This window comes from Nocardia aurea, from assembly GCF_003123685.1.
GTDB lineage: Bacteria > Actinomycetota > Actinomycetes > Mycobacteriales > Mycobacteriaceae > Nocardia > Nocardia aurea.
The window spans coordinates 105,564-128,599 of record NZ_QCYJ01000170.1 but is presented as its reverse complement, the minus strand read 5'-3'; the positions used below and the strand labels follow the sequence as shown (position 1 = coordinate 128,599).

Here is a 23,036-nt window from a genome sequence, read left to right as displayed (position 1 = left end):
CTGCCGTCACTGTGACGCCGCACGGGCCGGTGACGGTCGCCCGACTGCGCGCCGACGAACTGCTCGCGCAGTTCCGCACGCTCGCAGAACAACTCGGCACCAATCTGAATGCCGCGGTCGTGGAACTGTCCACGTTGGCCGACCCGTCCGTCGCCGAACAGCAGGTGCAATCGGTGCAGGCCGATGCCGCCCGAAGGATCGCCGAGGCCGAGATGGCCACCGTCGCGGCGGAACAGGCGCGGCGCGAAGCCGAAACAGCCCGCGTCGCGGCCGAAGCCGTGGCCGAAGACGCGGTGACCGCGGCAGAAGAGGCCGAGAGCCGCATCGCCGAAGCACACGCGGCCCGTGACGACGCCATGGGCGAAGTCGAACGGGTGACCCGCCGCGCCGCCGACGACGTCTTCGCCGCACGCAGCCAAGCCGAGGCCGAGGTCCGTGCCGCACGGCGCGAAGCGGGCGACGATATCGCGCGAGCACGTCAGCAAGCCGAAGAAGACGTCGAGACCGCGCGGCGCACAGCGAACACCGAGATCGAGCAGGTCAGGCGAGAAGCCGCCCAGCAGATCACCGCCGCGGGCGCCGAACGCGATCTGGCCGTGCAGCGCGCCGCGGATTCCGAACGTGCCATCGAACGCGCCGAACAGGCGGTAGCCGAACGGAATCGGGCCGTGACCGAAGCTCGCGACGATATCGACCGGCTGCGCGCCGAACTCGAACGCTCCCGGACCGAACTCGCCGACCAGCGCCGCGAACACGCCACCGAGGTGGCCGCACTACGCGCGGAGTCGGTAGCGGCACTCGAGCGGGCGCGCGGCGAAGCGACACAACGGATCACCGCCCTCGACGACGCCCGCATCCAGACACTGGCACGCGCCGAACGCGCCGAACGCCAACTCGACGAACTACTCGCCGAATCGCGTCGCGAGCCGGATCCGGTCGGATAGATCGCCGAACACGATGCGATCTCACCCGACGTGGCCATCCCGATGCGGGCGCTCGCGCTTCTTCGGCGGCGTATCTGCGATCCCGGACCGAGGGTGTGGCATGTGTCGGCATCGCCGCCGAACGCGACCGTCAGGAAGTGCTCGCCCGCACGGCGGTCGCGGCCAGGGTGGTGTATTCCATCGTGAAGGATCCGCCCAGTGAGTCGATGGCGGCACCGACCGCGTCGAATATCTCGGAGAGTTGGTCGCGACGCAGACGGGTCAGGCCGCCGGTGGTGGGCAGCAACTCCAGCCATTGATCGCGCGTATAGGTCTGCCGCCAGTCGAATCGCCACTGTTCGGGCTCGGCGAATTGCGCGGTCTCGCGGAGCTGATCGGCGATAGTCGCGTACCCGGCGAGGTAGAGGTCGAGGGGGCGTCGAGCCGGTTGACCACTGAACGGGGAGTCCGGCGCCACCCGTCGGTAGGCGGCGGCGAAGGGTTCTGCCACCTCGGCGGGGGGCTCGTAGGCGTGACCGAAGATCGCCAGCCGCCCGCCCGGACGCAGCACGGCGGCCGCCTTGGCGGTACCGGCGACCGGGTCCACCCAATGCCACGACTGCGCGGCGACCACCGCGTCGAACCTGCGATCACCGGGCTGCCACGCCTCGAAGGTCGCCACCTCCACCGGCACGTCGTGGACTCGCGCGAAGTCGGCCATCCGCGCATCGGGTTCGACGCCGAGCACCGTACACCCGACGGCCTGGAACTGGCGGGCCGCGATGCCGGTACCGCAGCCCACGTCGAGTACGTCCGTTCCCGGGATGTCGGCGAGGATCCGCGCCACCAATGCCTCGGGATAGCCGGGGCGGGCGTGGTCGTAGCGCTGCGCGTCGGTGCCGAACGATTCGGCCGTGCGTCGGTCCTCCCGCAAGGACGGCGGGGCCGATCGTTCTCGGGGCGATGTGGGCATGCGCCCACTTTAGTGGGCGTGTGCCCACTGAGCAATAATGCTGAGGAATCGACGTACGAGAGGAGCCGTCAGTGCCGACCGGGGTGCACCTACGCGACGCACGGCAGCAACTGTTCGACGCCGCCGACCGCGTACTGCTGCGCGACGGTCCGAACGCACTGACCAGCCGGGCCGTCACCGACGAAGCGGGCTGCGCCAAAGGTGTTCTGCACCGGCACTTCACCGACTTCGACGACTTCCTCACCGACCTCGTGCTCGACCGCGCCGCGCAACTCGAGGCCCGGGCCCGCGAGCTGCGTGCCTCCGCGGGCACCGACACGGTCGCCACCAATCTGACCCGCGCGCTGACCGTTCTGTTCGGCCCCGTTCCCGTCGCGATCCTTCCGCTCATCACCTTCCGCGACGAGCTGCGCGCACGACTGCGCCGCGCCAGGCCCGGCGGGGGCATGGCGATCCTCGCCGAAGCGACCACCGCGATCTCCACCTACCTCACCGACGAGCGCGAACTGGGCCGCCTCGCAGCCGACGCCGACATCGACTCGCTCACCCTCTCCCTGGTCGGCGGCGGCCACCTGCTGTTCACGGACCGCGACCTCGGTCCACCGACCACCGCGGCGGTCGAAAAGTTCGTCGCCGCGGTCATCTCCGACGCTGTGCAACGCCGACCGGCCTGAAGTCGAGGAAAGGGTGAGCTGAGGTGACACGATCGTGGTGGGGCTGGGGGACCGTCGAGGACGCCGCTTCGGAGTCCGAGACGAACGAACTGGTGGCACGGATTTCGGCGTTGCTCCCCGGACACGATCTCACCGACCATCCGCCGCCGGACCCGGCCGCGCTCGAGGTGCCCGCGCCTCGGATCACGCCGCCGGGCTCGTTGGCCCGGCGATGTTCGGCGGATCCGGTGGACCGGCTCGGGCACGCGCGCGGCAAGGCGTTTCGTGACGTCGTGCGCAATCTGCGGGGCGAGATCGGCAATGTGCCCGATCTCGTCGCCCGCCCGCGCGAGGAACAGGACGTGATCGATCTGCTCGACTGGTGCGCGGGCACCGGGATCGCCGTTGTTCCCTACGGCGGTGGCAGTTCGGTGGTCGGCGGGGTCGAACCACGTTTCGACGGACCCGTTCTCACCCTCGATCTGACCGAGTTGGACGCCGTGCTCGAGGTCGACCCGATCGGGCGGGCCGCGCGAATCCAGGCGGGCGCGTTGGGGCCGAGACTGGAGGATCAGCTCCGACCGCACGGGCTGACGTTGCGGCATTTCCCGCAGTCGTTCGGGTTCTCGACGCTCGGCGGTTGGCTCGCCACCAGGGCGGGCGGTCACTTCGCGACGCTCTACACCCATATCGACGATCTGACCGAATCGATGCGCGTGGTCACCCCGGTCGGGATCAGCCAGTCCAGGCGACTGCCCGGATCCGGTGCCGGCCCGGCACCGGATCGGTTGTTCCTCGGCTCGGAGGGCACGCTCGGGGTGATCACCGAAGCGTGGATGCGGCTACAACAGCGGCCGCGCTGGCAGCTCACCGCGTCGGTGTCGTTCGGCGATTTCTCCACCGCCGTCGCCGCGACCCGCGCCATCGCCCAGGCCGGGCTGTATCCGAGCAATTGCCGACTACTCGACCCGGCCGAAGCATTGCTCAACGCGAACACGCACGTCACCGGCGGACTGCTGGTGCTCGCCTTCGAATCCGCCGACCACCCGGTCGACGCGTGGCTCGAGCGCGCGACGCGCATCGCCTGCGACCACGGCGGTCTGGTCCTCGGCACCCGCGCCCGCTCCGATTCCGGCACCGGCGACGCCGCGGGCAACTGGCGCTCGGCATTCCTGCGCATGCCCTACCAGCGCGATGTGCTCGCCCGGCGCTCGATGATCGTCGAGACCTTCGAAACCGCCTGCACCTGGGCGGAATTCGAGAACCTGCACGCGGCGGTGACCACGGCCGCCCAGCAGGCGATCGCGCGGGTCTGCGGCGGTGGCCTGATCACCTGCCGGTTCACCCACGTCTATCCCGACGGTCCGGCGCCCTACTACGGCATCTACGCCTCGGGACGTTGGGGCGACACGGTCGCCCAGTGGGACGACATCAAAACCGCTGTCTCCGAAGCGATCCACACCGCGGGCGGCACCATCACCCACCATCATTCCGTCGGGCGCGACCACCGGCGGTGGTACGACCGGCAACGCCCCGACCCGTTCGCGGCGGCACTGCGCGGGGCCAAGGCTGTGCTCGATCCGGCGGGCGTCCTCAACCCCGGGGTGCTCATCGATCCGATTCGAGTGGCATCGTGAGAACCGAGCGGGTTCACTTGTCTGTATGGCCCCCACCGATCAGGTTCGCAGCTCGGCCCCTTCGGTCCCGGGATCGCTGCGTGCCCCTGCCGAACTGATCGTGGTCACCCACGGCACCTCGGCGCCGCTCGCGCCGAACGTGTTGCGCGACAGTGTCGCCGCCGAGATCCGACTGTCGGCGCTCCTGCCTGCGGGAGCCAGGATGACGAGGATCTTCGGTCCTGCCGCCCGGCTGCGCGGCAGACTCGCCGAGACCGGCGAGGAACCGGTCGCCGCGGAGTTCTTGAACTACTTCGCCGTGCGCGATATCGCCGCCGACCTCGAGGAGGTGGCGCGACGGTTGCGCGAGGACGACGCCGTGGACGGCGCCTACATCAAACCCGGCGCCGAACTGCCGATCGCGCCGGGATCGCTCGCGCGCCGCGCCTTCGCGGAAGCACCCGCCGTGACCCCGAGTTTCGAAGCGCGCCAAGGATATCTGGACGCCGCACCGCACGGTGTCGACGCACGATGGGCGTGGACGCGACCCGGCGGCCGGGGCGCGGGCGTTCGGGTCATCGACATCGAAGGAGCGTGGCGGTTCACCCACGAGGATCTCACCGGCAATCAAGGCGGGGTCATCGGCGGCAATCCGTCCACCGACGCGGGCTGGCGCAACCACGGAACCGCGGTCGCCGGTGAGATCAGCGCAGACGTCAACGCCGTCGGCATCACCGGGATCGCCCCGGAGGCCACCATCAGGGCGGTGTCGATCTTCGGCGGCGGCTCCGCCTCGGCGATCCGGACCGCGGCCGACGCCCTCGCCCCCGGCGACATCATCCTGCTCGAACTGCACCGCCCAGGCCCGCGCTGGAACTTCCGCAACCGGCCCGACCAATCGGGATATATCGCCGTCGAATGGTGGCCCGACGATCTCGCCGCGATCCGCTACGCGACCGCGCGCGGTGTCGTCGTGGTCGAGGCCGCCGGCAACGGCGCAGAAGATCTCGACGACGCGATCTACGATGTGCGGCCCGCGGATTTCCCGTCGACCTGGCGCAACCCCTTCCGCGCGGATGCGGAGGGTTCAGGGGCCGTGCTGGTCGGTGCGGGCGCGCCGCCCCCGGGCACCCACGGGCGCGAACACGGTCCCGCGCGCTCACGTCTGGCGTTCTCCAACTACGGGTCCCGTCTCGACAGTCAAGGGTGGGGGATGGAAGTCACCACCACCGGCTACGGTGACCTCCAGGGCGGAGGCGACGAAGACTACTGGTACACCGACCAATTCAGCGGCACGTCGAGCGCGTCGCCGATCGTCGTCGGCGCCATCGCCTGCTACCAGGGCATTCACGCACAGGGCGCGGGTGTGCGCGGCCCGGCCGAAATCCGTGCCCTGCTGCGGGCGACCGGTTCACCGCAGGCCGCGGCACCGGACCGGCCCACCGCCCAGCGCATCGGAACCCAGCCCGATATTCGGGCGATGGTGCACGATGGCGAGGTTCCGGTGGCAAACGCCGAAAGAACAACGGATATGGCCTAACCGCCACACGTTTCGTACACCATCTGTCACCGCGTCTCTGTAGACCGGGCGCCACCCACGCGGAGCCCATCGCGGCGTCGGTGACCGAGTCCTGATAGGCGCCGGCGTCGATGGGGGACACCAACGGCCCGAGGCTGACAGGGGCGACGGGAGTCAGGCTTCCAGGCGCATCCGCTCCGCGGCGTCGACCCCGATGCCGACGAGCATCGTGATCAGGTCCTCACGCCCCACCCCGGATTCCCCGCGTAGCCACAGCGCCACCACATGGTTGGTGCCCGCGACGAGCAGGTGCCCGAGCAGTCGGGCGGTGGGCCGGGGTGGACCGGTGCCGACCAATCGGACGAGGAGTTGTTCGGTGAGCACACCGACCGCGGTCTCGCGCACGACCATGCCCGCCGGGCTGCCGGTCGACTCCAGATAGAACCGGGCCACCCGGGGGTCATCCAGCACCTCGAGCGCGCTGCGGGCGGCCAACTCCAGCAACCGCTCGGCGGGGTCGTCGGGTTGCAGCCCGGACTCCTCGATAGCCAGGCCGACCTGCTCGAAGATCTGCTGAAGAGCGCCTGCGACCAGCTCGTCGAGGGAGGCGAAGCTCTCGTAGAAGTAGCGCTTACCGACTCCGGCGGCAGCGCAGACCGACGCCACCGTCAACGCGCCGAACCCGCTCACCCCGACGACCTCGAAAACCGCGTCCAGCAACCGCGCACGACGTTGCAGGCGCCGCGTCTCACTGGGCATGCCGCCGTAGGGGCGGGCAGCGGAGGTCATGGAGAGCATCTTGACATGCCGTCCTGCAACCTGTCACCTTGTCAGGAACCGGAACGATCCGGTTCCTGAATTAGCTCTGAAACCGATTATCGGAGGAGACTCGGCATGGTGTGTTGTGTGGCCGCACTCGCGGTGATGGCCGCGTTCGGCAGGCTTGTACGCGCGCTGCGAGGAGGCGGCCGAAACGTCTTCGCCGCAGGTACCGCATTCGCCCCGCCCGCTCGCTACGTGGTGACTCGATGACCGCGATCGGCGGCGCCAACCCGCCGCGTACCACCACCGTGGCGCTCACCCCGCTCGACGACCGCGCGCCGCTTCTGCCGCCGGTCACGCGGCGGACCATGCTGCGTGCGGGCGGCGGCATCGGCCTCGTCTGGCTCCTCGGCGTGGCTCTTGCACTCACGAACGACGACCGGCTCCGACTGCTGGGCGCCGGTTTGATGCTGCCGGGCGGCAGCCATTTCGCGAGCGGCCATCCTCTGCATGTGCTCGGTGCGGTACTAGCCCTTGTCGTGGCTGTGCTGATCTGGTGGATGATCGGCGCGGTCGTCGCACCCGTCGCGGTCTGGGCACTCGACCTCGCGGTCGGCGTGACGATAGGAGATCACCATCCCACGGACGCGGGACTGCTGGCCGTCGCGGTCGCCGGGCCTGCCGTGGCCGTACTCTGCCTCGCCGCGCACGCGGTGCGGCACGCACGGCGTAGGCGTCGGGCCAGGTTCCTCAACGCCGGGGTGCTGGCCCGACCCGCGACCGTCACCCGCGTGCCGTCGCGCGTCGAGCCGCCGGTGCGTGAGGCGAGCACCGACGACCTCGAACGGCTCCGGTTCGCACTCGACCTCGCTCTACAGCCGATAGCGTGCTTCGATGGCTTCGACCGGCGTGACCAATTCCGTGAGGCGGCGCTGCGCTATCAACTCTGCCTGCTCGGTTACGCTCTGGCCGCCTACCGGAACACCTGTGCCCCAGCCTTCGGTGGCTATCTCACCGAAGCGCACGCCCGCTCGATCGAGAAGATCGGTGATCGGCGAGTGTGGGGGTACTGGGCGCTGGAGAACGCCTGGGGCCGATTGTCTCTGCGCCGCGACCCGGTCGACAACGGCGACAACGTCATGCTCACCGGGTGGCAGGGAGTCTCGGCCGGCCTCTTCGAGACCTTCGACGACACACGCTTCTCCGCACCGGGCGCACTCACTTATCGCTGGTTCGACGACGAGGCGTACGCCTACGACCTGCCTACGCTGGCCTCTTCGATCGCCACCAATATGGAGCGCTCGCCGTTCACACTGTTCTGCTGTGAACCGCGGTGGATTTATCCCGTCTGCAACACCTTCGCGGTGAACACCCTCCTCATGGACCGCCGCCTGCACGGCGGCACCGCCTACGACCGGTTGCACGAGCGCGTCCGCACCGCCTACCTCGAGGAGTTCCATCGCCCCGACGGCCGCGTCATCGGCGTCCGCTCCGAAACCCTCGGCCTCTCGTGGAGCCCGTGGGCAGGCGACGCGGTGTGGCTGCCCACGACCTACTGGCTGCACCCCGCCTACCCCGACCTCGCGCACCGCTCCTGGCGACTGCTGCGCGAGACCGTCCTGCAAGAGCGCGACGGCCGGATCGTCCTGCCTCCCACCTTGGCCAACCGCTGCGACTCCGGCTCCTATGCCTTCGGCCGTGCGGCTTTCGGGCAGATCCTGCTGGCGATGGCTGCGCGCGAGATCGGTGACGAGGAGATCGCCGCCCGCGTCCTGGCCGACCTGGCCGACACCGAGACCGTCCACCGCGAGAGCGGGGCTGCGCGCTACGCCGACGTCTCCACCCAGGGCAACCTCTACGAAATGATGGCGCGTTTCGGGCGCGCGTCCGGTTTGCGCGACCTCATCGGACACGGTCTGCCGGACCCCTGGCGTACCGGTCCCCGGCTCGCCGAGGCCGACTACCCCGACGTCCTGGTGGCCCGGGCGCTCACCGATGGCACTGCGCTGCAGTGTGTTCTGCGGCCAGGCGCTGGTCCGGTGCGTACAACCGTCGTCGTCGACCGACTGGTACCCGGACGCTCGTACCACGTGGCGGGAGCACTCGAGCGCGAGGTCGTGGCCGACCGAACGGGATGTACGACGCTCACCCTCGACCTCGGCGGACGACTCCAGCTCGACGTGGAGCCACGAACATGACGCGCGCGAACCCCCGCATCCGCGGGGCAGAGGTGCGACGTCGAATCGCGACACTCGATCCCGCCCGAAACGCCGACGAGATCACCCGCCTCTCACTGGCAATCCTGCACGGCCACAATGCACTGGTGTACGCGTTGTTCACCGTCGCCTTTCTCAAGCAAGTGGCAGTGCCTGCGATGGCGCGCACCCTCTACCGTCACGGCACGGGCGACATCGTCCGAGAAACGTTGCGCCGCAACGACGACACGATCGTCTTCTTCGGACAGCTGATCGAACACGGACCCGACTCCGCCGTCGGCAGCGCGTGGATCGAGCGGCTCAACGAGATTCACGCGCACTTCCCACTGCGTGACCAGGACTCCGTCTATACCCTCGCCACGCTGGCTCTGGACCCACACGCGCTCACCTCCGCCTTCGGCGTGCGGCTCTTCTCCGAGGCGGAGCGAGAGGCGCACTGGCGGTTCTGGCGGGCTGTGGCGGTACGCCAGCACCTCGTCGACCTCCCCGAGGAGCGCGCCGAACTCGCCCGCTGGGCACTGGAATACGAGCGTCGCGAGTACGCGGCCTCCAACGGCGGACGTGCGATCGCCCTTGCCTTGATCGACGCCTTCGGTAAGCGCTGCCTGCCCCGCCCCGTCCGCTCCGCCGCGCCTCGAATGATCGCCGCGTTCTGCCCCGAACCGCTTCGTCGCGTTCACGGTCTGCCCGAGCCCGGCCTCGCGATCCGTTGGCTGGTGGCCGCCGGGTTGCGCGCCTACACGGCAAGCGTCGATTTCCGCCGCGTCGACCCGCATCGGTCTCTCGCCGTCGACTTCGGCGAGCGGCGCTATGGACCCCGCACACCCGACGAGGTCGGCTACCGGCGCGCAAACACCCCCGACCAATCCCGCCGCCCACCGGACGGCAAGTCCTAGATGTCCTTTCGGTTCTGGTCACCGAGAACGCTGTCGATTCGGCCGGACGTAGAGCTGATCGTCGTCGACCAACCCGGGTCCGGGACTGTCTCACTTGCCGCTGTAAACAGGGAAGACGCTGTGGTCGCCGTAGTCGCGGGCTCGCAGGTTCCGTAGTACGTCCATGTCGTCGGCGGTGATCTCGAAGTCGACCTGGGCGTTGCCGCGCATGTGCTCGGGGTTGGCGGTCTTGGGCAGTGACACGGTTCCCAGTTGCAGGGTGTAGCGGATGCAGAGCTGTGGAACGCTCACCCCGTACCGGTCGGCAATCGCCCGGACGTCCGGGTTGTGCAGGATTTCCCCGTGCGCGATGGGTGAATACGCCTCGACGAGGATGTTGTTGCTCTCGCAGTAGGCGATCAGCTCGACAGGGGTGTTGCCCGCGTGGACGAGCAACTGGTTCACCTGCGGCGCGATCGCACAGGCGCCGAGGAGGTTGTCGAGGTCGCGCTGCTCGAAGTTGGAGACGCCGATCGAGGCGAGCTTTCCCGCCTTGTAGGCGTCTTCCAACGCGCGCCATGCCGCGCGGTTGCCTTCGGCGTAGTCCCCGCCGCGGTAGTCGTTCCACGGCTGTGGGCTGTGGATCAGCATCAGATCGATGTGATCGAGCCCGAGGGTGGTCAGCGAGCCGTCGATCGCGGCGACGGCGGCGTCGTAGTTCTTGATCTCGGCCGCCAACTTGGTCGAAACGAACAACTCCTCGCGCACGACGCCGCTGGCGCGAACTCCTTCGCCGACGCCCCGTTCGTTACCGTAGGCCTGGGCGGTGTCGATATTGCGGTAGCCGAGGGCGATCGCGTCGGTGACCGCGTCAGCGGCCTTGTCGTCGTCGATGAACCAGGTGCCCAAGCCCAGCTTGGGGATGCGGACGTCGTTGGACAGCGTGTAGGTCTGTTGCAGGATCATGTGCCGTTCACTCCTCGCTTCGTGTGGGGCGCTGGGTGCGGTGACCGTGGGGGTTCTGCTCGCGGGTTCGCCCGGCGTGCTCATCGGACAGTGGCGGGTCGGGCGCGGTTGTCGTCGTCGGTGACCGGTTCGAGCCAGGTGACATCGTCGCCTTCCCGCTCGGGGATCGTCGCGGTTCCGGGTTCGCGGGCGGTAGAGAACGCGCGCCGGGCCCCGACTCGGTCGCCCACCGACCCGACTGTCAGTAACTGTGCAGCAAACATCAGGATATAGCTGTCGATCACCTGCTGCGGCCCCGTGACCCCCTCGCCGACGTCGGCGCGGATCGCCGCGAGCGTCACGTTCACCACGTCCCCCAGCGTGACGACGATGGGGCGAAGATCGCGGTGGCGAGCGCGGACCGGGTGCGAACACCGGTGAACACCGACGTCTCGGATCGTCCGAAAGTCTCGAATCGGCCATGTGAGGCGCGGCTGTTCCGAAGCCGGGGGTCGCTAGGGTGGAGTTCCATGGACACCGCGCTGGTCGCCCGTTCGGAGCAGATACCCGCATCCGACCACGCGCCACGATCCGAGAATTCGCGCGCGGGCCGGGTGATCGTCGTCGCTGCCCTGTGTCTGATCCTGGCGCAGGCGGGCCTGCGCTGGTGGGTCGCGCGCAACGGCTATTTCTACTGGGACGACCTCGTCGTCGTGAGCCGGGCCGCCCGGTTCCCGCTGCTGTCGCACGACCTGCTGCTCTACGACCACGACGGCCATTTCATGTCGCTGGCGTTCGTCACCGCGTGGATGGTGACCGCGGCGGCCCCGCTGGTGTGGGCGGGGCCGGTGGTGACGATGCTGGTGGGCCAGCTCGCGGTCGCGCTGGCGGTGCTGCGGCTGCTGATCGTGCTCGTCGGCAGGCGGTGGACGATCCTGGTTCCGCTGATCTTCTTCCTGTTCTCGCCGCTGACCCTGCCCGCGTTCGCCTGGTGGGCCGCCGCGCTCAATGCGCTACCCCTGCAATTCGCGCTGGCCTGGGTGATCGGTGACGCGGTGCTGCTGGTGCGCACCGGTCGACGTCGGTTCGCGCTGTCGGGAATCGTGGTCACGGCCACGGCGCTGCTGTTCTTCGAGAAATCGGTCCTGGTCCCGGTCGTCGCCTTCGCGGTGGCGGCGCTGGCTTGCTACGTCGACGGCGCGGGGGACCGGCGGGGCGTGATCGGCGAACTCGGCCGCTGCGCGCGGTCGGTGTGGCGGCGCGGGGCGGCGCTGTGGATCGGATCGCTGATCGCGCTGGTGTGCTGGTTCGCGATCTACCTGACCGTCATCGACACCTCCTCGGTGCACTACAGCAGCAACGAAGTGCGCGGACTGCTGCCGGGCGCGACATCGTTCGGCATGGTGCCGACCCTGCTCGGCGGGCCGTGGACGTGGGAACGCTGGATACCGTCGACGCCGTGGGCCGATCCGCCCGGTTGGGCGGTCGCGGCGGCATGGGCGGGAGTGCTCGCGCTGCTGGTGTGGTCGCTGCGCGCGCGGCGGCGTATGGGGCCGGTGTGGTTGCTGGCCGCGGGGTATGTCGTGCTCGCGCAACTGCCGGTCGCGCTGGCCCGCACCGGACCGAACACCGCGGGCGAGTTGATGCAGTCGCTGCGCTACTTCGCCGATGTCGCCGTGGTCCTGACCGCGGCGGCCGCGCTGTTCCTGCGTGCCCGCCCGCGGGCGGGGTTCACACCGCCCAGGGGGCGCACGGTGCTCGCGGTGACGGCGCTGTTCATGGTGAGCAGCCTGTTCACCACCGTGACATTCGTCCGTTCCTGGCGGGTCTCGCCGACCGAGACCTATCTCGCGAATGTGGCCTCGGCACTGGATGATTGGGACGGCGTCCCGCTGCTCGAGCAGGAGGTGCCGTGGAATGTGCTCAACCCGCTGGCCTATCCGGACAATCTCGCCGGCCGCGTTCTCGCACCCATCGCGCCGCCCGGCCTGTTCGCGGAATCGACACCGCGACTACGCATGATCACCGACGGCGGCGATATCGTCGACGCTGTCGTGTGGTGGAATCGCGCGATCGTGCCGGGACCGGAACCCTCATGCGGTTACCGTCTCACCGGCACCGAGCCGATCGACATACCGCTCAACGGCCCGATGCTCGAACACGAATGGACCGCGCAGCTGAACTATCTCGCCGAACGCGACGGCCGGATCACCGTCGCGCTCCAGACCGGGACACCGGTCGTCGCCCCCGTGCGGCGAGGACTGAACACCGTTTTCGTCCGGATCGTCGGCAGCGGGTCGGCCCTACGAATCGGCTCCGCCACACCGGGTCTCGGTCTGTGTATCGGCGCGGGCCCGGTCGGGGTCGCGTCCTACGATTTCTGATCGACGCCCCGGCCCGGCCGTGAACGACCGGGCAACAGGCGATGACCGACAGTCGAGACCCTCCTGAACTCTGCGAGGCGTCGCCGGACCGATATCGCACACCCCGTCACCACCCGCGCACCGGTCCTGACCTGCGCACCCTCCCGTTCCGAGATATCAACGCCCACAGCCGAATCGACGACAAACAGGCCGCGCGGTCGGATCTCGGCGATGCGGCGATGACGGTATGTTCGGCGCGCGGGCGGCCCGGGATGCTGTCCGAGAGGCGTGACGTCGAGGAGAAGTGTGGCTGTCGATACCGTGCGCGAGGAGAAGGCGATCCGCCGCCTGACCGAGAGGCTGCTCGAAACCTACCGCGACACCCATCCCGCCGAACACGTCCAAACCGCGATCGAGGAAGCCAGGGCGCGATTCGCCGGGCACCCGGTCCGAGAATTCGTTCCCGTCCTGGTCGAACGGGTCGCGCGCCGCGAACTCGAACCCGACAGCGCGCAGGTCGTCGCGGCGGCGGCGGCCATCGACGTCCCCGCCCCGCGACCAGCGCCGTCCGAGCCCCGCGCGTTGCCGCTGCCGAACCGGCGCAACGCCCTGCTGCTCGGTGGAGCAGCCGCGCTGGTGGCCGTCGTCGTGGTGTCGCTGGCGGTACGTCAGCCCGACTCGCCTCCGCCCGCGACGGCCGCTGCGCCCGGGCTCACCCTCGTGCGGGGCGTGGTCGGTTCGGAGAAGATGGCCTTCTTCCAGGATCAGCGAGTGATCGACGCGCTGGCCACCCACGGCGTCCGGATCGAGGTGCACGCGGCGGGATCACGACAGATCGCGACCTCGATCGACCTGGGCGCCTACGATTTCGCCTTCCCGTCCAGCGCGCCCGCCGCCGAACGGATCCAGCGCGCCCGCAACATCACCACCAAGTACACCCCGTTCTCCTCGCCGATGGCGATCGCGACATTCCAGCCGATCATCGACCTGCTGACCCCGGCGGGCGTGGTGAAGCCCGGCGCGGTGCCCGCAATCGACATCGCCCGATACCTGCGACTGGTGCGCGCCGACACCGAATGGGCGCAGTTGCCCGACAACACCACCTATCCGGTGCGCAAGAACATCCTGGTCTCCACCACCGACCCCAGAACCTCCAACTCGGCGGCCATGTACCTGTCGATCGCCAGCTTCGTCGCCAACGACAACGCGATCGTGCAGGGCACCCCCGCCGAACAGGCCGTGCTGCCGACGTTGGCGAAACTGTTCGTCGGACAGGGCTACACCGAGACCACCACCGAAGGCCCGTTCCAGGAATACCTGACCTCGGGTATGGGCGCCTGCCCGCTGGCCCTGATCTACGAAGCGCAATTCGTCGAGGCCACCGCGAAGGGACAGATCACACCGGGCATGGTGCTGGCCTACCCGTCCCCGACGGTGCTGTCCAAACACACCCTCGTCCCGCTGCGCGAGAGCGGCGACACCATCGGACGCCTGCTCACCGGTGACCCCGTCCTGCGCGAACTCGCCGCCGCGCACGGTTTCCGCACCGGCGACACCGCCCGGTTCGCCGCGGCCACCCGCGGCATACCGCTCGCGCCCGAACTCGTCGACGTCGTCGAAACGCCGACCTACGACACCCTCGAACATCTCCTCGACGGCGTCACCGAGTCCTACAACTGAATCCGCCGAACAGGGCATATGGGGGCCGCGGAAAGAAATTTCCGGCTCAGCGATGAGTTCGTGCGGGCCGCGCGGTCAGTACTCGTGGACAGCCACGACAGCCCCAAGGAGACAGCTATGACTGCCGGCCCGGCCACCACGGTCAGTGTGCACACCCTCGACGTCCCCGGCGCCACCCTGCACTATGAGATCCGTGGCGCGGGCCCGCTCATCGTTTTCGTCGGAGCCCCGATGGGTGCGGATGCCTTCGCGCCCATCGCCGACATCCTCGCCTCTACCCACACCGTGCTCACCACCGATCCACGCGGACACCAGCGCAGCCCCCTCGACGATCCGGAACAGGACTCGACCGCCGCACTGCGCGGAGCCGACCTGGCCGCGCTGATCACCCACCTCGGCGCGGGACCCGCCGTCGTCTTCGGATCCAGCGGCGGTGCGGTGAGCGCGCTGGCGCTGGTGCAGCAGGACCCCGATCTGGTGACCACCGTCATCGCCCACGAACCGCCCTCGATCGGACTGCTCGACGATCGTGACAGCCTGCTCGACGGCACCACCGACCTGATCGAGACTTATCGCGGCGGTGACACGGTCGGCGCGTGGCGGAAATTCTTCGCGCAGGCCAATATTCAGATCCCCGACCCGCTGCTCACGCAGATGTTCGGCGGCGACCGGCCGGCGCAAGATCTCGCGAGCGAGAAATACTGGTTCGAACACGAGATCGTGCACACCGTCGGCTGGCAGCCCGATCCCGCCGTTCTCGCCGCCGCGCCCACCCGCGTCATCATCGGCCTCGGCGCGGATTCCGCAGGGCAACTGTGCGCGCGCACCTGCCACGAACTGGCCCGCCGTCTCGGCACCACCCCGACCGTATTCCCCGGTGGTCACACCGGTTTCACCGAAGACATCCCCGCATTCGCCGCCCGGCTGCGCGAGGTGCTGCGCACCGCATGACGCGTTACCGGTGCAGGGCGCGGTCGAACAGGGCCAGTAGTTCGCGGTAGTGCCGTTCGGCGGCCCGCTGGTCGTAATCGGAGGTGTCGGCCTGGGTGTACCCGTGGCGGGCGCCTTCGTACACCTCGGTGCGGTGGCGGACCCCGGCGGCGGCGAGTGCCTCGTCGAAACGGGCGATGTGTTCCGGTGTCATGTGGTGATCATCGCCCGCGTGAGCGAAATACAGTTCCGCCGTGATGTTTCCGACCACCAGGTGCGGACTGTCGGGGGTGTCGGTGACGAGCGGTCCGCCGTGGAATCCGGCCACCGCCGCCACCCGGTCGGGGAACATGGCGGCGGCCAGCACCGCCAGCCGGGCACCCATGCAGTACCCCGTGAGGCCGACTTTGCCCGCGGTGACACGCGGTGACGCCGCCAGCCATTCGAGGTACGCGCGCATATCGGAACGCAGCAGTTCCGGTGTGAGCTCGCGGATCATCGGGAAGACCCGCTGGAAGATGTCCGGCCGCTGAACCGGGTCGATGAAGTCCGGCAGTTCGATCACCGGCGCGGGCCCGTGCCGGTAGTAGGCGTTCGGCAGCAGGACGGTGTAGCCGTGCGCGGCGAGACGATCGGCCAAGGCCCGCAGGCTCTCCCGCACGCCGAAACCGTCCTGGACGACCAGCACTCCCGGATGGGCGACGCCATCGTCGGGATAGGTGACATACGCGTCGGCGACACCGTCGGGTGTCGGTATGGCGATCGATTCACCGTGGGTGAGGGGCATTGTCGAATCCTTCTGTCGTGAGCGATGTCTCGTGATCGACACGAAGCAGGCGGCGCCCGCGCGATCGTGCGCGGGGTCAGGATTCCACCCGCCTGCGGCGGCGGCCGCGGGCGATGAGTTCGGGGTCGAAATCGGGGTCGGACCATTTCTCGGCGAGGGTGATGCTGAGTTCGCGGCCCGCCGCGATGTGGGCGAAGGCGGAGGTGGCCGCCTCGTCGGCGGCGCCGGAGGAGATATGGCCGTAGAGCTCTTCGTGTTCGGAGCACTGTTCGACCGGGTCGCGGGACGCGGTGAGGCGGAACAGCCATTCGGTGCGTGCGGCGAGCGGTCCCATCACGTTGCTGAGCAACGGGTTCGCGGCCATGGCGATGATCTCGGCGTGGAAAGCGGCGTTGGCGGCGGCGATGCGGCGCAGATCGCCGGAGACGGTGGCGGTTCGGGCCTCGGCCATGCGGTGGGTCAGCGGGGCGAGGCTGTCGGGGGTGGCGCGTTCGGCGGCCAGGCGCGCGGCCAAGGATTCGAGAACTTCGCGGATATCGAACAGATCGCGGACATCGGCGGGGGAGAAGGTCGCGACCAGCGCGCCCTTGGCCGGGACCAGGAGCACCAGTCCCTCCGCGGCCAGCATCCGCAGCGCCTCGCGCAGCGGGATCCGTGAAACGTCCAGTTCAGCGGCCAGATCGCGTTCCACCAGACGGGCGCCGGGGCGCAGTTGGACTTCGACGATCCGACGTTTGAGGGTCTGGTACGCGTGATCGCGCAGCGAGGCGGGGGCAGTCACGAGATCCCACATTAACCGCACCTCCGACGGGTTTTCCCAGACGAAACATCGCGGGAACGCGCGCGCCACACACAACCGCGAAGTTAACGGTATACCAATAAGGAGGTGGACCGTGGCGGTGGCTCTGGAGATGACCGGCGTCGGAAAGACCTACGGTGCGGTGCGCGCGCTGACCGACGTCGACCTGAGCGTGCACACCGGCGAAGTGCACTGTGTCCTCGGCGAGAACGGCGCGGGCAAATCCACCCTGTGCAACCTCGTCTACGGCGGCGCGACCCTCGACGAAGGTCGGATGCGCCTGTTCGGCGACGACTACCGGCCCCGCCGTCCCGCCGACGCGCTGCGCCACGGAATCGCCATGGTGCACCAGCATTTCAGCCTCGTGCCCGAGTTGACCGTCGCGGAGAACCTCGCCCTGGGCGAAGGATCGTGGCTGCGGGTGCCGCGCCGCGAACTGCTCGAACGCGCCGCCGCGCTCGGCGAGGAATTCCGGTTGCCCGTCGACCTGACCGCCCGCGCGGGCACCCTGTCGGTAGGCGAACGCCAACGCGTCGAGATCGTGAAATGCCTGATGCGCGACCCACGTCTGGTGCTGCTCGACGAGCCGACCGCGGTACTCGGTCCCGCCGAGATCGCCGCCCTGCTCGACACCTGCCGCCGCATCGCCGAATCGGGCCGCGCGGTCGTGCTGGTCACCCACAAACTCGGCGAGATCGAGCAGGTCGGCGACCGGGCCACGGTGCTGCGCGGCGGCCGCGTCACCGGCGCGGGCCCACTGTCGGATTTCGGCAGGGACGAACTGGTCGAATTGATGATCGGACGCGCCGCGGGCGAACTCGACCAGGCGCTGACCACCGGTGTCGCCGCCGCGCGCACCACGAGAGCGCCGATCACCGCCGAACCGGTGCTGCGGGTGCGGAACCTGCGATCGGCCCGCCCCGCGGGCGGGGCCGCCCTGGACGGACTCGACCTCGACCTGCGCCCAGGGGAGATCACCGGCATCGCGGGTGTGGAAGGCAACGGCCAGACCGAACTCGTCGCGGTACTCAGCGGAGCATTGCGGCCCGAATCGGGCACCGTCGACATCGGCGGCGCCGACCTCACCCACGCCCCGCCCGCGCGCCGCACGGCCGCCGGACTCGGCGTGATCCCCGAGGACCGCCACCACGAGGGCTGCGTCCCCGCGATGAGCGTCGCCGACAACCTCTACCTCGGCAGACTCGCCGACTTCCGACGACGCGGCCTGCTCGACCGCAAGGCCATGAACACCGCCGCCGCGCGCGTCATCGACGACCACGACATCAAAGCCTCCGGTCCCCGAGCGCCGATGAGCACACTGTCCGGCGGCAACCAGCAGAAGGTGGTGGTGGCCAGAGAACTCGCCATCGACCCCCTGCGCTGTCTGGTCGCCGCGCACCCGACCCGCGGACTCGACCTCGGTGCCGTCGACGCGGTGCTGCAACGACTGCGCGCCGCGGCCGAATCGGGGGCCGCCGTGCTCGTCGTGTCGCACGAAGTCGCCGAACTCCTCAGCGTCTGCGACCGCGTCCTGGTCGCCTACCGGGGACAACTGCGCGGACCGGTCGACCCCGCCGATCCCCGTGCCACCGAACAGATCGCCCACCTCATGCTCGGAACGGCCTCATGATCTCCTTCACCCAGCGACCCGATATCGCGGCCGCGCCGGGAACACGCACCCGATCCGGCGGACTGCGCCGCGACCTCGTCGTCTACGGCGGCGCGGTCCTGATCACCCTGCTCGTCGGACTCGCCCTCGTCCTGATCAGCGGCGCCGACCCGGTCACGGCCGTCGACGCGCTCGCCGACGGCATGTTCGGCTCACCGTACGGATTCGGCAGCGCGCTCAACGCGGCCGCCGTGCTCGCCCTGATCGGCACCGGATTCACCATCGCCCACCGCGCCGGACTGGTGAACGTCGGCGCCGAAGGCCAACTGGCACTCGGTGGTATCGCCGCCGCGGCTGTCGGGGTGCACCTGCCCGCAGCCATGCCGACCGTTCCCGCGGTGGCCGCGGTCCTGGTGGCCGGATTCCTCGCCGGAGGCGCGTGGGCCGGGATCGCGGCGCTGCTGACGGTGTGGCGCGGGACCAGCGAGGTCATCACGACCCTGCTGCTCAATTTCGTCGGACTCGGACTGGTGACACTGGTCGTGCACGAGGAAGGACTGCTGCGTCAGCCGGTGACCTCCGCCGACACCCTGCCGCAGTCACCGCCGTTGGTCCCCGGCGCACGGCTGCCGCTGCTCGGACTCCAGGCCTCACCGGCCACCATCGCCGTCGTGCTCGCCGTCGTCGCGGCCGTGGTCGCCGCGATCGTGCTGCGCCGCACCGCGATCGGCACCCACCTGGCCGCGGTGGGACTGTCCGAACCGGCCGCGTCCCGTCTGGGTCTGCCGGTCGCGCGGCTCAGATTCGGTTCCCTCGCGGTCGCGGGCGGACTCGCCGGTATCGCCGGAGCCGCTCTGGTGGCGACGGTGCCGTTCGTGCTCGCCGAACATTTCACCTCCGGCTACGGGTTCGCGGGACTCGTCGTCGGACTGCTCGCACGCGGCTCGCTCACCGCCGTCTGCGGGATAGCGCTGGCCTTCGGACTGCTCGCCTCCGGCGGCATCAATCTGCAACTGGCCGCCGGAGTTCCGGCGTCGTCGGTGCAGATCGTGCAGAGCGTGCTGATCATCCTGATCGCCGGCGCGGTGATCTTCCGACGGGCAGGCGCCCGATGACCATCGGAGAGGACGTGGCGCGATGAGCGCGACCGGAGAACTGCTCGACGGCGGTGTGCGGCTGGCGATCCCCCTGATCTTGGCCTCCGCGGGCGAACTCGTCAGCGAACGCGCGGGGGTGCTCAACCTCAGCGTCGAAGCCATGATGCTGACCAGCGCCTTCGCCGGCGCCGTCGGCGCCCACAGCAGCGGCAGCGCCGCCGTGGGCGTGCTGTGCGCGCTGGTGGCCGGGGTACTGGTCGCGGTGTTGCAGGCGGTGCTGAGCGTGACGTTGCGCGCCGACCAGATCGTCACCGGAATCGCGGCCAACGCGCTCGCCCTCGGCGCCACCACCTACGGCTCGCGGCTGTACTTCACCGGCGGGCGCACCGTCCCCGGGTTCGACCGGCTCGAAATCCCGGTACTGCACGACATTCCGCTGCTCGGCCCGGCACTGTTCGGACAGACCCTGCTCGGCTACCTCGGAATCGCGGTGGCGCTCGCCGTCGCGGTGCTGTTCAGCCATCGCACCGGCATCGGGCTCGCGATCTCCGCGATCGGCGCCGACCCGACGACCGCGGACCGTTCCGGACTGCCCGTCGCCGCGATCCGCTTCGGCGCGGTCCTGCTCGCGGGCGCGACAGCGAGCCTGGCCGGAGCCCATCTCGCGCTGGCCGACGTGCACGCCTTCACCGACAACCTCACCGCCGGTGCGGGATACCTGGCCGTGGTCGCCGTCATCGCGGGCCGGTGGCGTGCCTGGCCGACCATGCTCGCCTGCCTGTTCTTCGGCATCGCGCAGGCGATGCAATTCGCGGCGCCGTCCTTCGGCCTGCATCTGCCGACGGCCGTGCTGGTGATGTCGCCGTATCTGCTCGCCGTACTCGCGGTCAGCGGACTCGTCGGCGCCAGCCGCGCACCCGTCGCACTCACCCGCCCCTTCCTCCGAGAGGCCAAGGCCCGATGACGCTGATCCTCACCCGCTCCGACGTGCTCGCGATGATCGCGCTGCCCGAGGTCACCGCGGCGGTCCGTCGAGCTCACGCCGATCTCGCCCGAGGCGTCGCGGTCTCACCCGCACCGCCCGCGATGCGGCTGCCCGGTTCGGAATCGACCTTCCTGGCCATGGTCGCCGCGTCACGTCCGGCGGGGCTGGCCGCGGTCAAACTGCTCGCCGACATCCCGGGCAACCGTGACCGGGGACTGCCGCCGCAACGGTCCACGATCCTGGCGGTCGCCACCGACGACGGCTCGTGCGAGGCGCTGATCGACGGCGGCGCGGTCACCCGCGTGCGCACCGCCGCCGCCTCCGCCGTCGCCACCGCCGAACTCGCCCGGCCCGACAGTCGCGTGCTCGGATTCATCGGCGCGGGCGCGCTCGCCCACACCCATCTGGAAGCCCTACGGCCGATACTCGACATCGATCGTGTCCTGGTCTGGAGCCGCACCGAGGCCACCGCGCGCACATTCGCCGAGAGCACCGGCGCCGAGGTGGCGAATTCGGCCGAGGACGTGGTCCGCGCGGCCGACGTGCTGTGCACCCTGACCCCCGCGAAGGAGCCGGTGGTGCGCGGCGCCTGGTTCCCGCCCGGGCTGCACGTCAACGCGGTCGGCGCGCCGCCGCGCCCCGACCACCGCGAAATCGACACCGAGGGAATCCGGCGGGCCCGCGTGGTGGTCGACAGCAGGCTCACCGCGCTGCACGAATCGGGCGACGTCCTGATCCCGTTGGGGGAGGGCGCGATCGAGGCCGACCATTTCGGTGACGAGATCGGCGAAGTGGTCGTCGGCGCGAAACCCGGACGCAGCGCACCCGAGCAGATCACCCTCTACAACTCCCTCGGGATCGGATTGCAGGACCTCGCGGCCGCGCGGCTGTTGATCGACGCGGCCCGGCGGCGGGGGATCGGCACCGAGATCGAGATGGCGAGCTGAGATGGATCTGCTGCTGTGCGACGCGCGGATGTGGGGCGCGGAGAAGCCCGTCGATCTCCGCGTCGTTGACGGTCGGCTGGTCGAGATCGCCACGCACGCAGATGCCGACGCGTCGCGATCGGTCGCGCCTGCTCGCGCGTCCGAGCACCGAGACTCGGACTTCCCTGATCATGCCGACCGCGGCTCGGCACCGGGAGCCGTCGGGCACGGCGCGCGAGCCGCGTCGACGTATCGCACCATCGACCTCGCGGGCGCGCTGGTGTTGCCCGGTCTCGTCGACGCCCACTGCCACCTCGACAAAACCCTGTGGGGCGGTCCGTGGGTGCCCAATACGGCCGGTAACGCCCTGCGCGACAAGATCGCCTACGTCCAGCGGCGACGGGCCGAATTCGGGGTCCCCGACGCCGAGCGCATCACCGCGTTGCTGACCGCGATGCTCGCCGCCGGCACCACCCGCGTACGCACGCACACCGATATCTGCCCCGAACTCGGATTGGACGGGTTCACCGCACTCGCCACCGCCGTCGACCGTCTGGAAGGGCGGATCACGGTGCAGCAGGTGGCATTCCCGCAGTTCGGGATGCTCACCAATCCCGGCACCGTCGAACTGATGGACCGGGCGTTGCGCACCGGAGCCGCGCAGGTGGTCGGCGGCATCGACCCCGCCGGTGTCGACCGCGACCCCGTGCGCCACCTCGACACCGTCTTCGGACTCGCCCTGGAACACGACGTCCCGATCGACGTGCACCTGCACGACCGGGGCACCCTCGGCGCGTGGCAGTTCGAGTCGATCATCGAACGCACCCTGGCCACCGGCATGAACGGCCGCGTCACCATCGGGCACGGTTACGCCCTCGGTGACGTCGACGCGGCGCGGCGAGCCGACCTGATCGCGGGGTCGGCCGAAGCCGGGATCAGCCTCGCGACCTGCGCCGCCCACGACGATCCGGTCGCGCCCCTGCGTGAGATGCACGTCGCTGGCGCGAATCTCGCGCTGGGCAACGACGGGATCCGGGACCTGTGGTCGCCCTACGGCGACGGCGACATGATGCACCGCGCGCACCGGCTGGCCGAGCGGGCACAGTGCTACGCCGACGAGGACATCGAACTGGCCCTGCGCGCGGCCACCTTCGGCGGCGCGACCGCCCTCGGTCTCACCGACTACGGCCTCGCCCCGGGCCTCCGTGCCGACCTGGTCGCGGTCGAGGCCGACACGGCCGCCGAAGCGGTGATCGCCCGCGCGTCCCGGACCTTGGTGCTGTGCGACGGAGAGGTGGTCGCGGCGTGATACCTGCGTGAAATCCCCTGGAAATCGACCACTCCTACCTTAATGGCATACCACTAACTGTCTAGAAGG

20 protein-coding genes are annotated in these 23,036 nt (G+C 69.7%); 14 read left to right on the top strand and 6 right to left on the bottom strand.

Annotated elements, in window-relative coordinates:
• The first annotated feature begins 11 nt into the window (after nt 1-11).
• The gene (locus tag DAT37_RS40300) at nt 12-944 is read left to right on the top strand and encodes a coiled-coil domain-containing protein (RefSeq protein ID WP_109530209.1); all 933 of its coding nucleotides are present in this window, start codon (nt 12-14) and stop codon (nt 942-944) included.
• A 130-nt stretch (nt 945-1,074) separates the two neighbouring features.
• Here DAT37_RS40300 and DAT37_RS40295 read toward each other — a convergent pair whose 3' ends face one another.
• The gene (locus tag DAT37_RS40295; RefSeq protein WP_109530208.1) at nt 1,075-1,896 is read right to left on the bottom strand and encodes a class I SAM-dependent methyltransferase; all 822 of its coding nucleotides are present in this window, start codon (nt 1,894-1,896) and stop codon (nt 1,075-1,077) included.
• Between the two features lie 71 nt (nt 1,897-1,967).
• On the opposite strand from DAT37_RS40295, the gene DAT37_RS40290 reads away from it, so the two are divergent.
• The 3 genes from DAT37_RS40290 to DAT37_RS40280 are packed head-to-tail and all read left to right on the top strand — an operon-like array spanning nt 1,968 to nt 5,705.
• Nucleotides 1,968-2,570 (top strand): TetR/AcrR family transcriptional regulator, encoded by a 603-nt coding sequence (locus tag DAT37_RS40290; protein ID WP_109530207.1) that lies wholly within the window; start codon nt 1,968-1,970, stop codon nt 2,568-2,570.
• Nucleotides 2,571-2,593: 23 nt separating this feature from the next.
• Nucleotides 2,594-4,186 carry an FAD-binding oxidoreductase gene (locus DAT37_RS40285; RefSeq protein WP_109530206.1) on the top strand — a complete coding sequence of 531 codons (1,593 nt, stop codon included), beginning with the start codon at nt 2,594-2,596 and terminating at the stop codon, nt 4,184-4,186.
• A 25-nt stretch (nt 4,187-4,211) separates the two neighbouring features.
• Complete coding sequence (locus DAT37_RS40280) at nt 4,212-5,705, top strand: S8 family peptidase (protein ID WP_109530205.1); 1,494 nt, start codon at nt 4,212-4,214, stop codon at nt 5,703-5,705.
• Between the two features lie 153 nt (nt 5,706-5,858).
• Here the strand turns inward: DAT37_RS40280 and DAT37_RS40275 are convergent, their stop codons facing one another.
• A complete protein-coding gene (locus DAT37_RS40275) occupies nt 5,859-6,473 on the bottom strand; it encodes a TetR/AcrR family transcriptional regulator (protein WP_157978949.1) in 615 nt (204 codons plus the stop codon).
• Between the two features lie 239 nt (nt 6,474-6,712).
• On the opposite strand from DAT37_RS40275, the gene DAT37_RS40270 reads away from it, so the two are divergent.
• Both DAT37_RS40270 and DAT37_RS40265 read left to right on the top strand, forming a co-directional pair.
• Nucleotides 6,713-8,644, top strand: a complete 1,932-nt coding sequence (locus DAT37_RS40270) for a linalool dehydratase/isomerase domain-containing protein (RefSeq protein WP_109530203.1) — start codon at nt 6,713-6,715, stop codon at nt 8,642-8,644.
• Complete coding sequence (locus DAT37_RS40265) at nt 8,641-9,558, top strand: oxygenase MpaB family protein (protein ID WP_109530202.1); 918 nt, start codon at nt 8,641-8,643, stop codon at nt 9,556-9,558. Before DAT37_RS40270 ends, DAT37_RS40265 begins: the two co-directional genes overlap by 4 nt.
• A gap of 90 nt (nt 9,559-9,648) precedes the next feature.
• Here the strand turns inward: DAT37_RS40265 and DAT37_RS40260 are convergent, their stop codons facing one another.
• The gene (locus DAT37_RS40260; RefSeq protein ID WP_109530201.1) at nt 9,649-10,503 is read right to left on the bottom strand and encodes an aldo/keto reductase; all 855 of its coding nucleotides are present in this window, start codon (nt 10,501-10,503) and stop codon (nt 9,649-9,651) included.
• A gap of 80 nt (nt 10,504-10,583) precedes the next feature.
• Nucleotides 10,584-10,844 carry a hypothetical protein gene (locus tag DAT37_RS40255; RefSeq protein WP_157978948.1) on the bottom strand — a complete coding sequence of 87 codons (261 nt, stop codon included), beginning with the start codon at nt 10,842-10,844 and terminating at the stop codon, nt 10,584-10,586.
• A 168-nt stretch (nt 10,845-11,012) separates the two neighbouring features.
• Between DAT37_RS40255 and DAT37_RS40250 the strand changes: the two genes are divergently transcribed.
• The 3 genes from DAT37_RS40250 to DAT37_RS40240 all read left to right on the top strand — a co-directional run bounded on the left by DAT37_RS40250 (nt 11,013) and on the right by DAT37_RS40240 (nt 15,476).
• Entirely contained in the window at nt 11,013-12,866 is a 1,854-nt protein-coding gene (locus tag DAT37_RS40250) for a hypothetical protein (RefSeq protein ID WP_232840292.1), read from the top strand.
• A gap of 285 nt (nt 12,867-13,151) precedes the next feature.
• Nucleotides 13,152-14,525: a three-helix bundle dimerization domain-containing protein gene (locus tag DAT37_RS40245; protein WP_232840291.1), complete on the top strand. Its 1,374-nt coding sequence runs from the start codon at nt 13,152-13,154 to the stop codon at nt 14,523-14,525.
• A 117-nt stretch (nt 14,526-14,642) separates the two neighbouring features.
• Complete coding sequence (locus tag DAT37_RS40240) at nt 14,643-15,476, top strand: alpha/beta fold hydrolase (RefSeq protein ID WP_109530199.1); 834 nt, start codon at nt 14,643-14,645, stop codon at nt 15,474-15,476.
• Nucleotides 15,477-15,480: 4 nt separating this feature from the next.
• Here DAT37_RS40240 and DAT37_RS40235 read toward each other — a convergent pair whose 3' ends face one another.
• Together DAT37_RS40235 and DAT37_RS40230 are read right to left on the bottom strand one after the other, a co-directional pair.
• Entirely contained in the window at nt 15,481-16,242 is a 762-nt protein-coding gene (locus tag DAT37_RS40235) for a dienelactone hydrolase family protein (protein ID WP_109530198.1), read from the bottom strand.
• Nucleotides 16,243-16,318: 76 nt separating this feature from the next.
• Nucleotides 16,319-17,035, bottom strand: coding sequence for a GntR family transcriptional regulator (locus DAT37_RS40230; RefSeq protein WP_109530197.1), 717 nt, complete (start codon nt 17,033-17,035; stop codon nt 16,319-16,321).
• Between the two features lie 100 nt (nt 17,036-17,135).
• Between DAT37_RS40230 and DAT37_RS40225 the strand changes: the two genes are divergently transcribed.
• The 5 genes from DAT37_RS40225 to DAT37_RS40205 are packed head-to-tail and all read left to right on the top strand — an operon-like array spanning nt 17,136 to nt 22,967.
• Complete coding sequence (locus tag DAT37_RS40225) at nt 17,136-18,671, top strand: ABC transporter ATP-binding protein (protein ID WP_232840290.1); 1,536 nt, start codon at nt 17,136-17,138, stop codon at nt 18,669-18,671.
• Nucleotides 18,668-19,765, top strand: coding sequence for an ABC transporter permease subunit (locus tag DAT37_RS40220; RefSeq protein ID WP_109530196.1), 1,098 nt, complete (start codon nt 18,668-18,670; stop codon nt 19,763-19,765). Before DAT37_RS40225 ends, DAT37_RS40220 begins: the two co-directional genes overlap by 4 nt.
• A 22-nt stretch (nt 19,766-19,787) precedes the next feature.
• A complete protein-coding gene (locus DAT37_RS40215) occupies nt 19,788-20,711 on the top strand; it encodes an ABC transporter permease (RefSeq protein ID WP_109530195.1) in 924 nt (307 codons plus the stop codon).
• Nucleotides 20,708-21,679 carry an ornithine cyclodeaminase family protein gene (locus tag DAT37_RS40210; RefSeq protein WP_109530194.1) on the top strand — a complete coding sequence of 324 codons (972 nt, stop codon included), beginning with the start codon at nt 20,708-20,710 and terminating at the stop codon, nt 21,677-21,679. The genes DAT37_RS40215 and DAT37_RS40210 overlap by 4 nt, the downstream gene beginning before the upstream one ends.
• A 1-nt stretch (nt 21,680) precedes the next feature.
• Nucleotides 21,681-22,967, top strand: a complete 1,287-nt coding sequence (locus tag DAT37_RS40205) for an amidohydrolase (protein ID WP_232840289.1) — start codon at nt 21,681-21,683, stop codon at nt 22,965-22,967.
• Nucleotides 22,968-23,036: the final 69 nt, after the last annotated feature.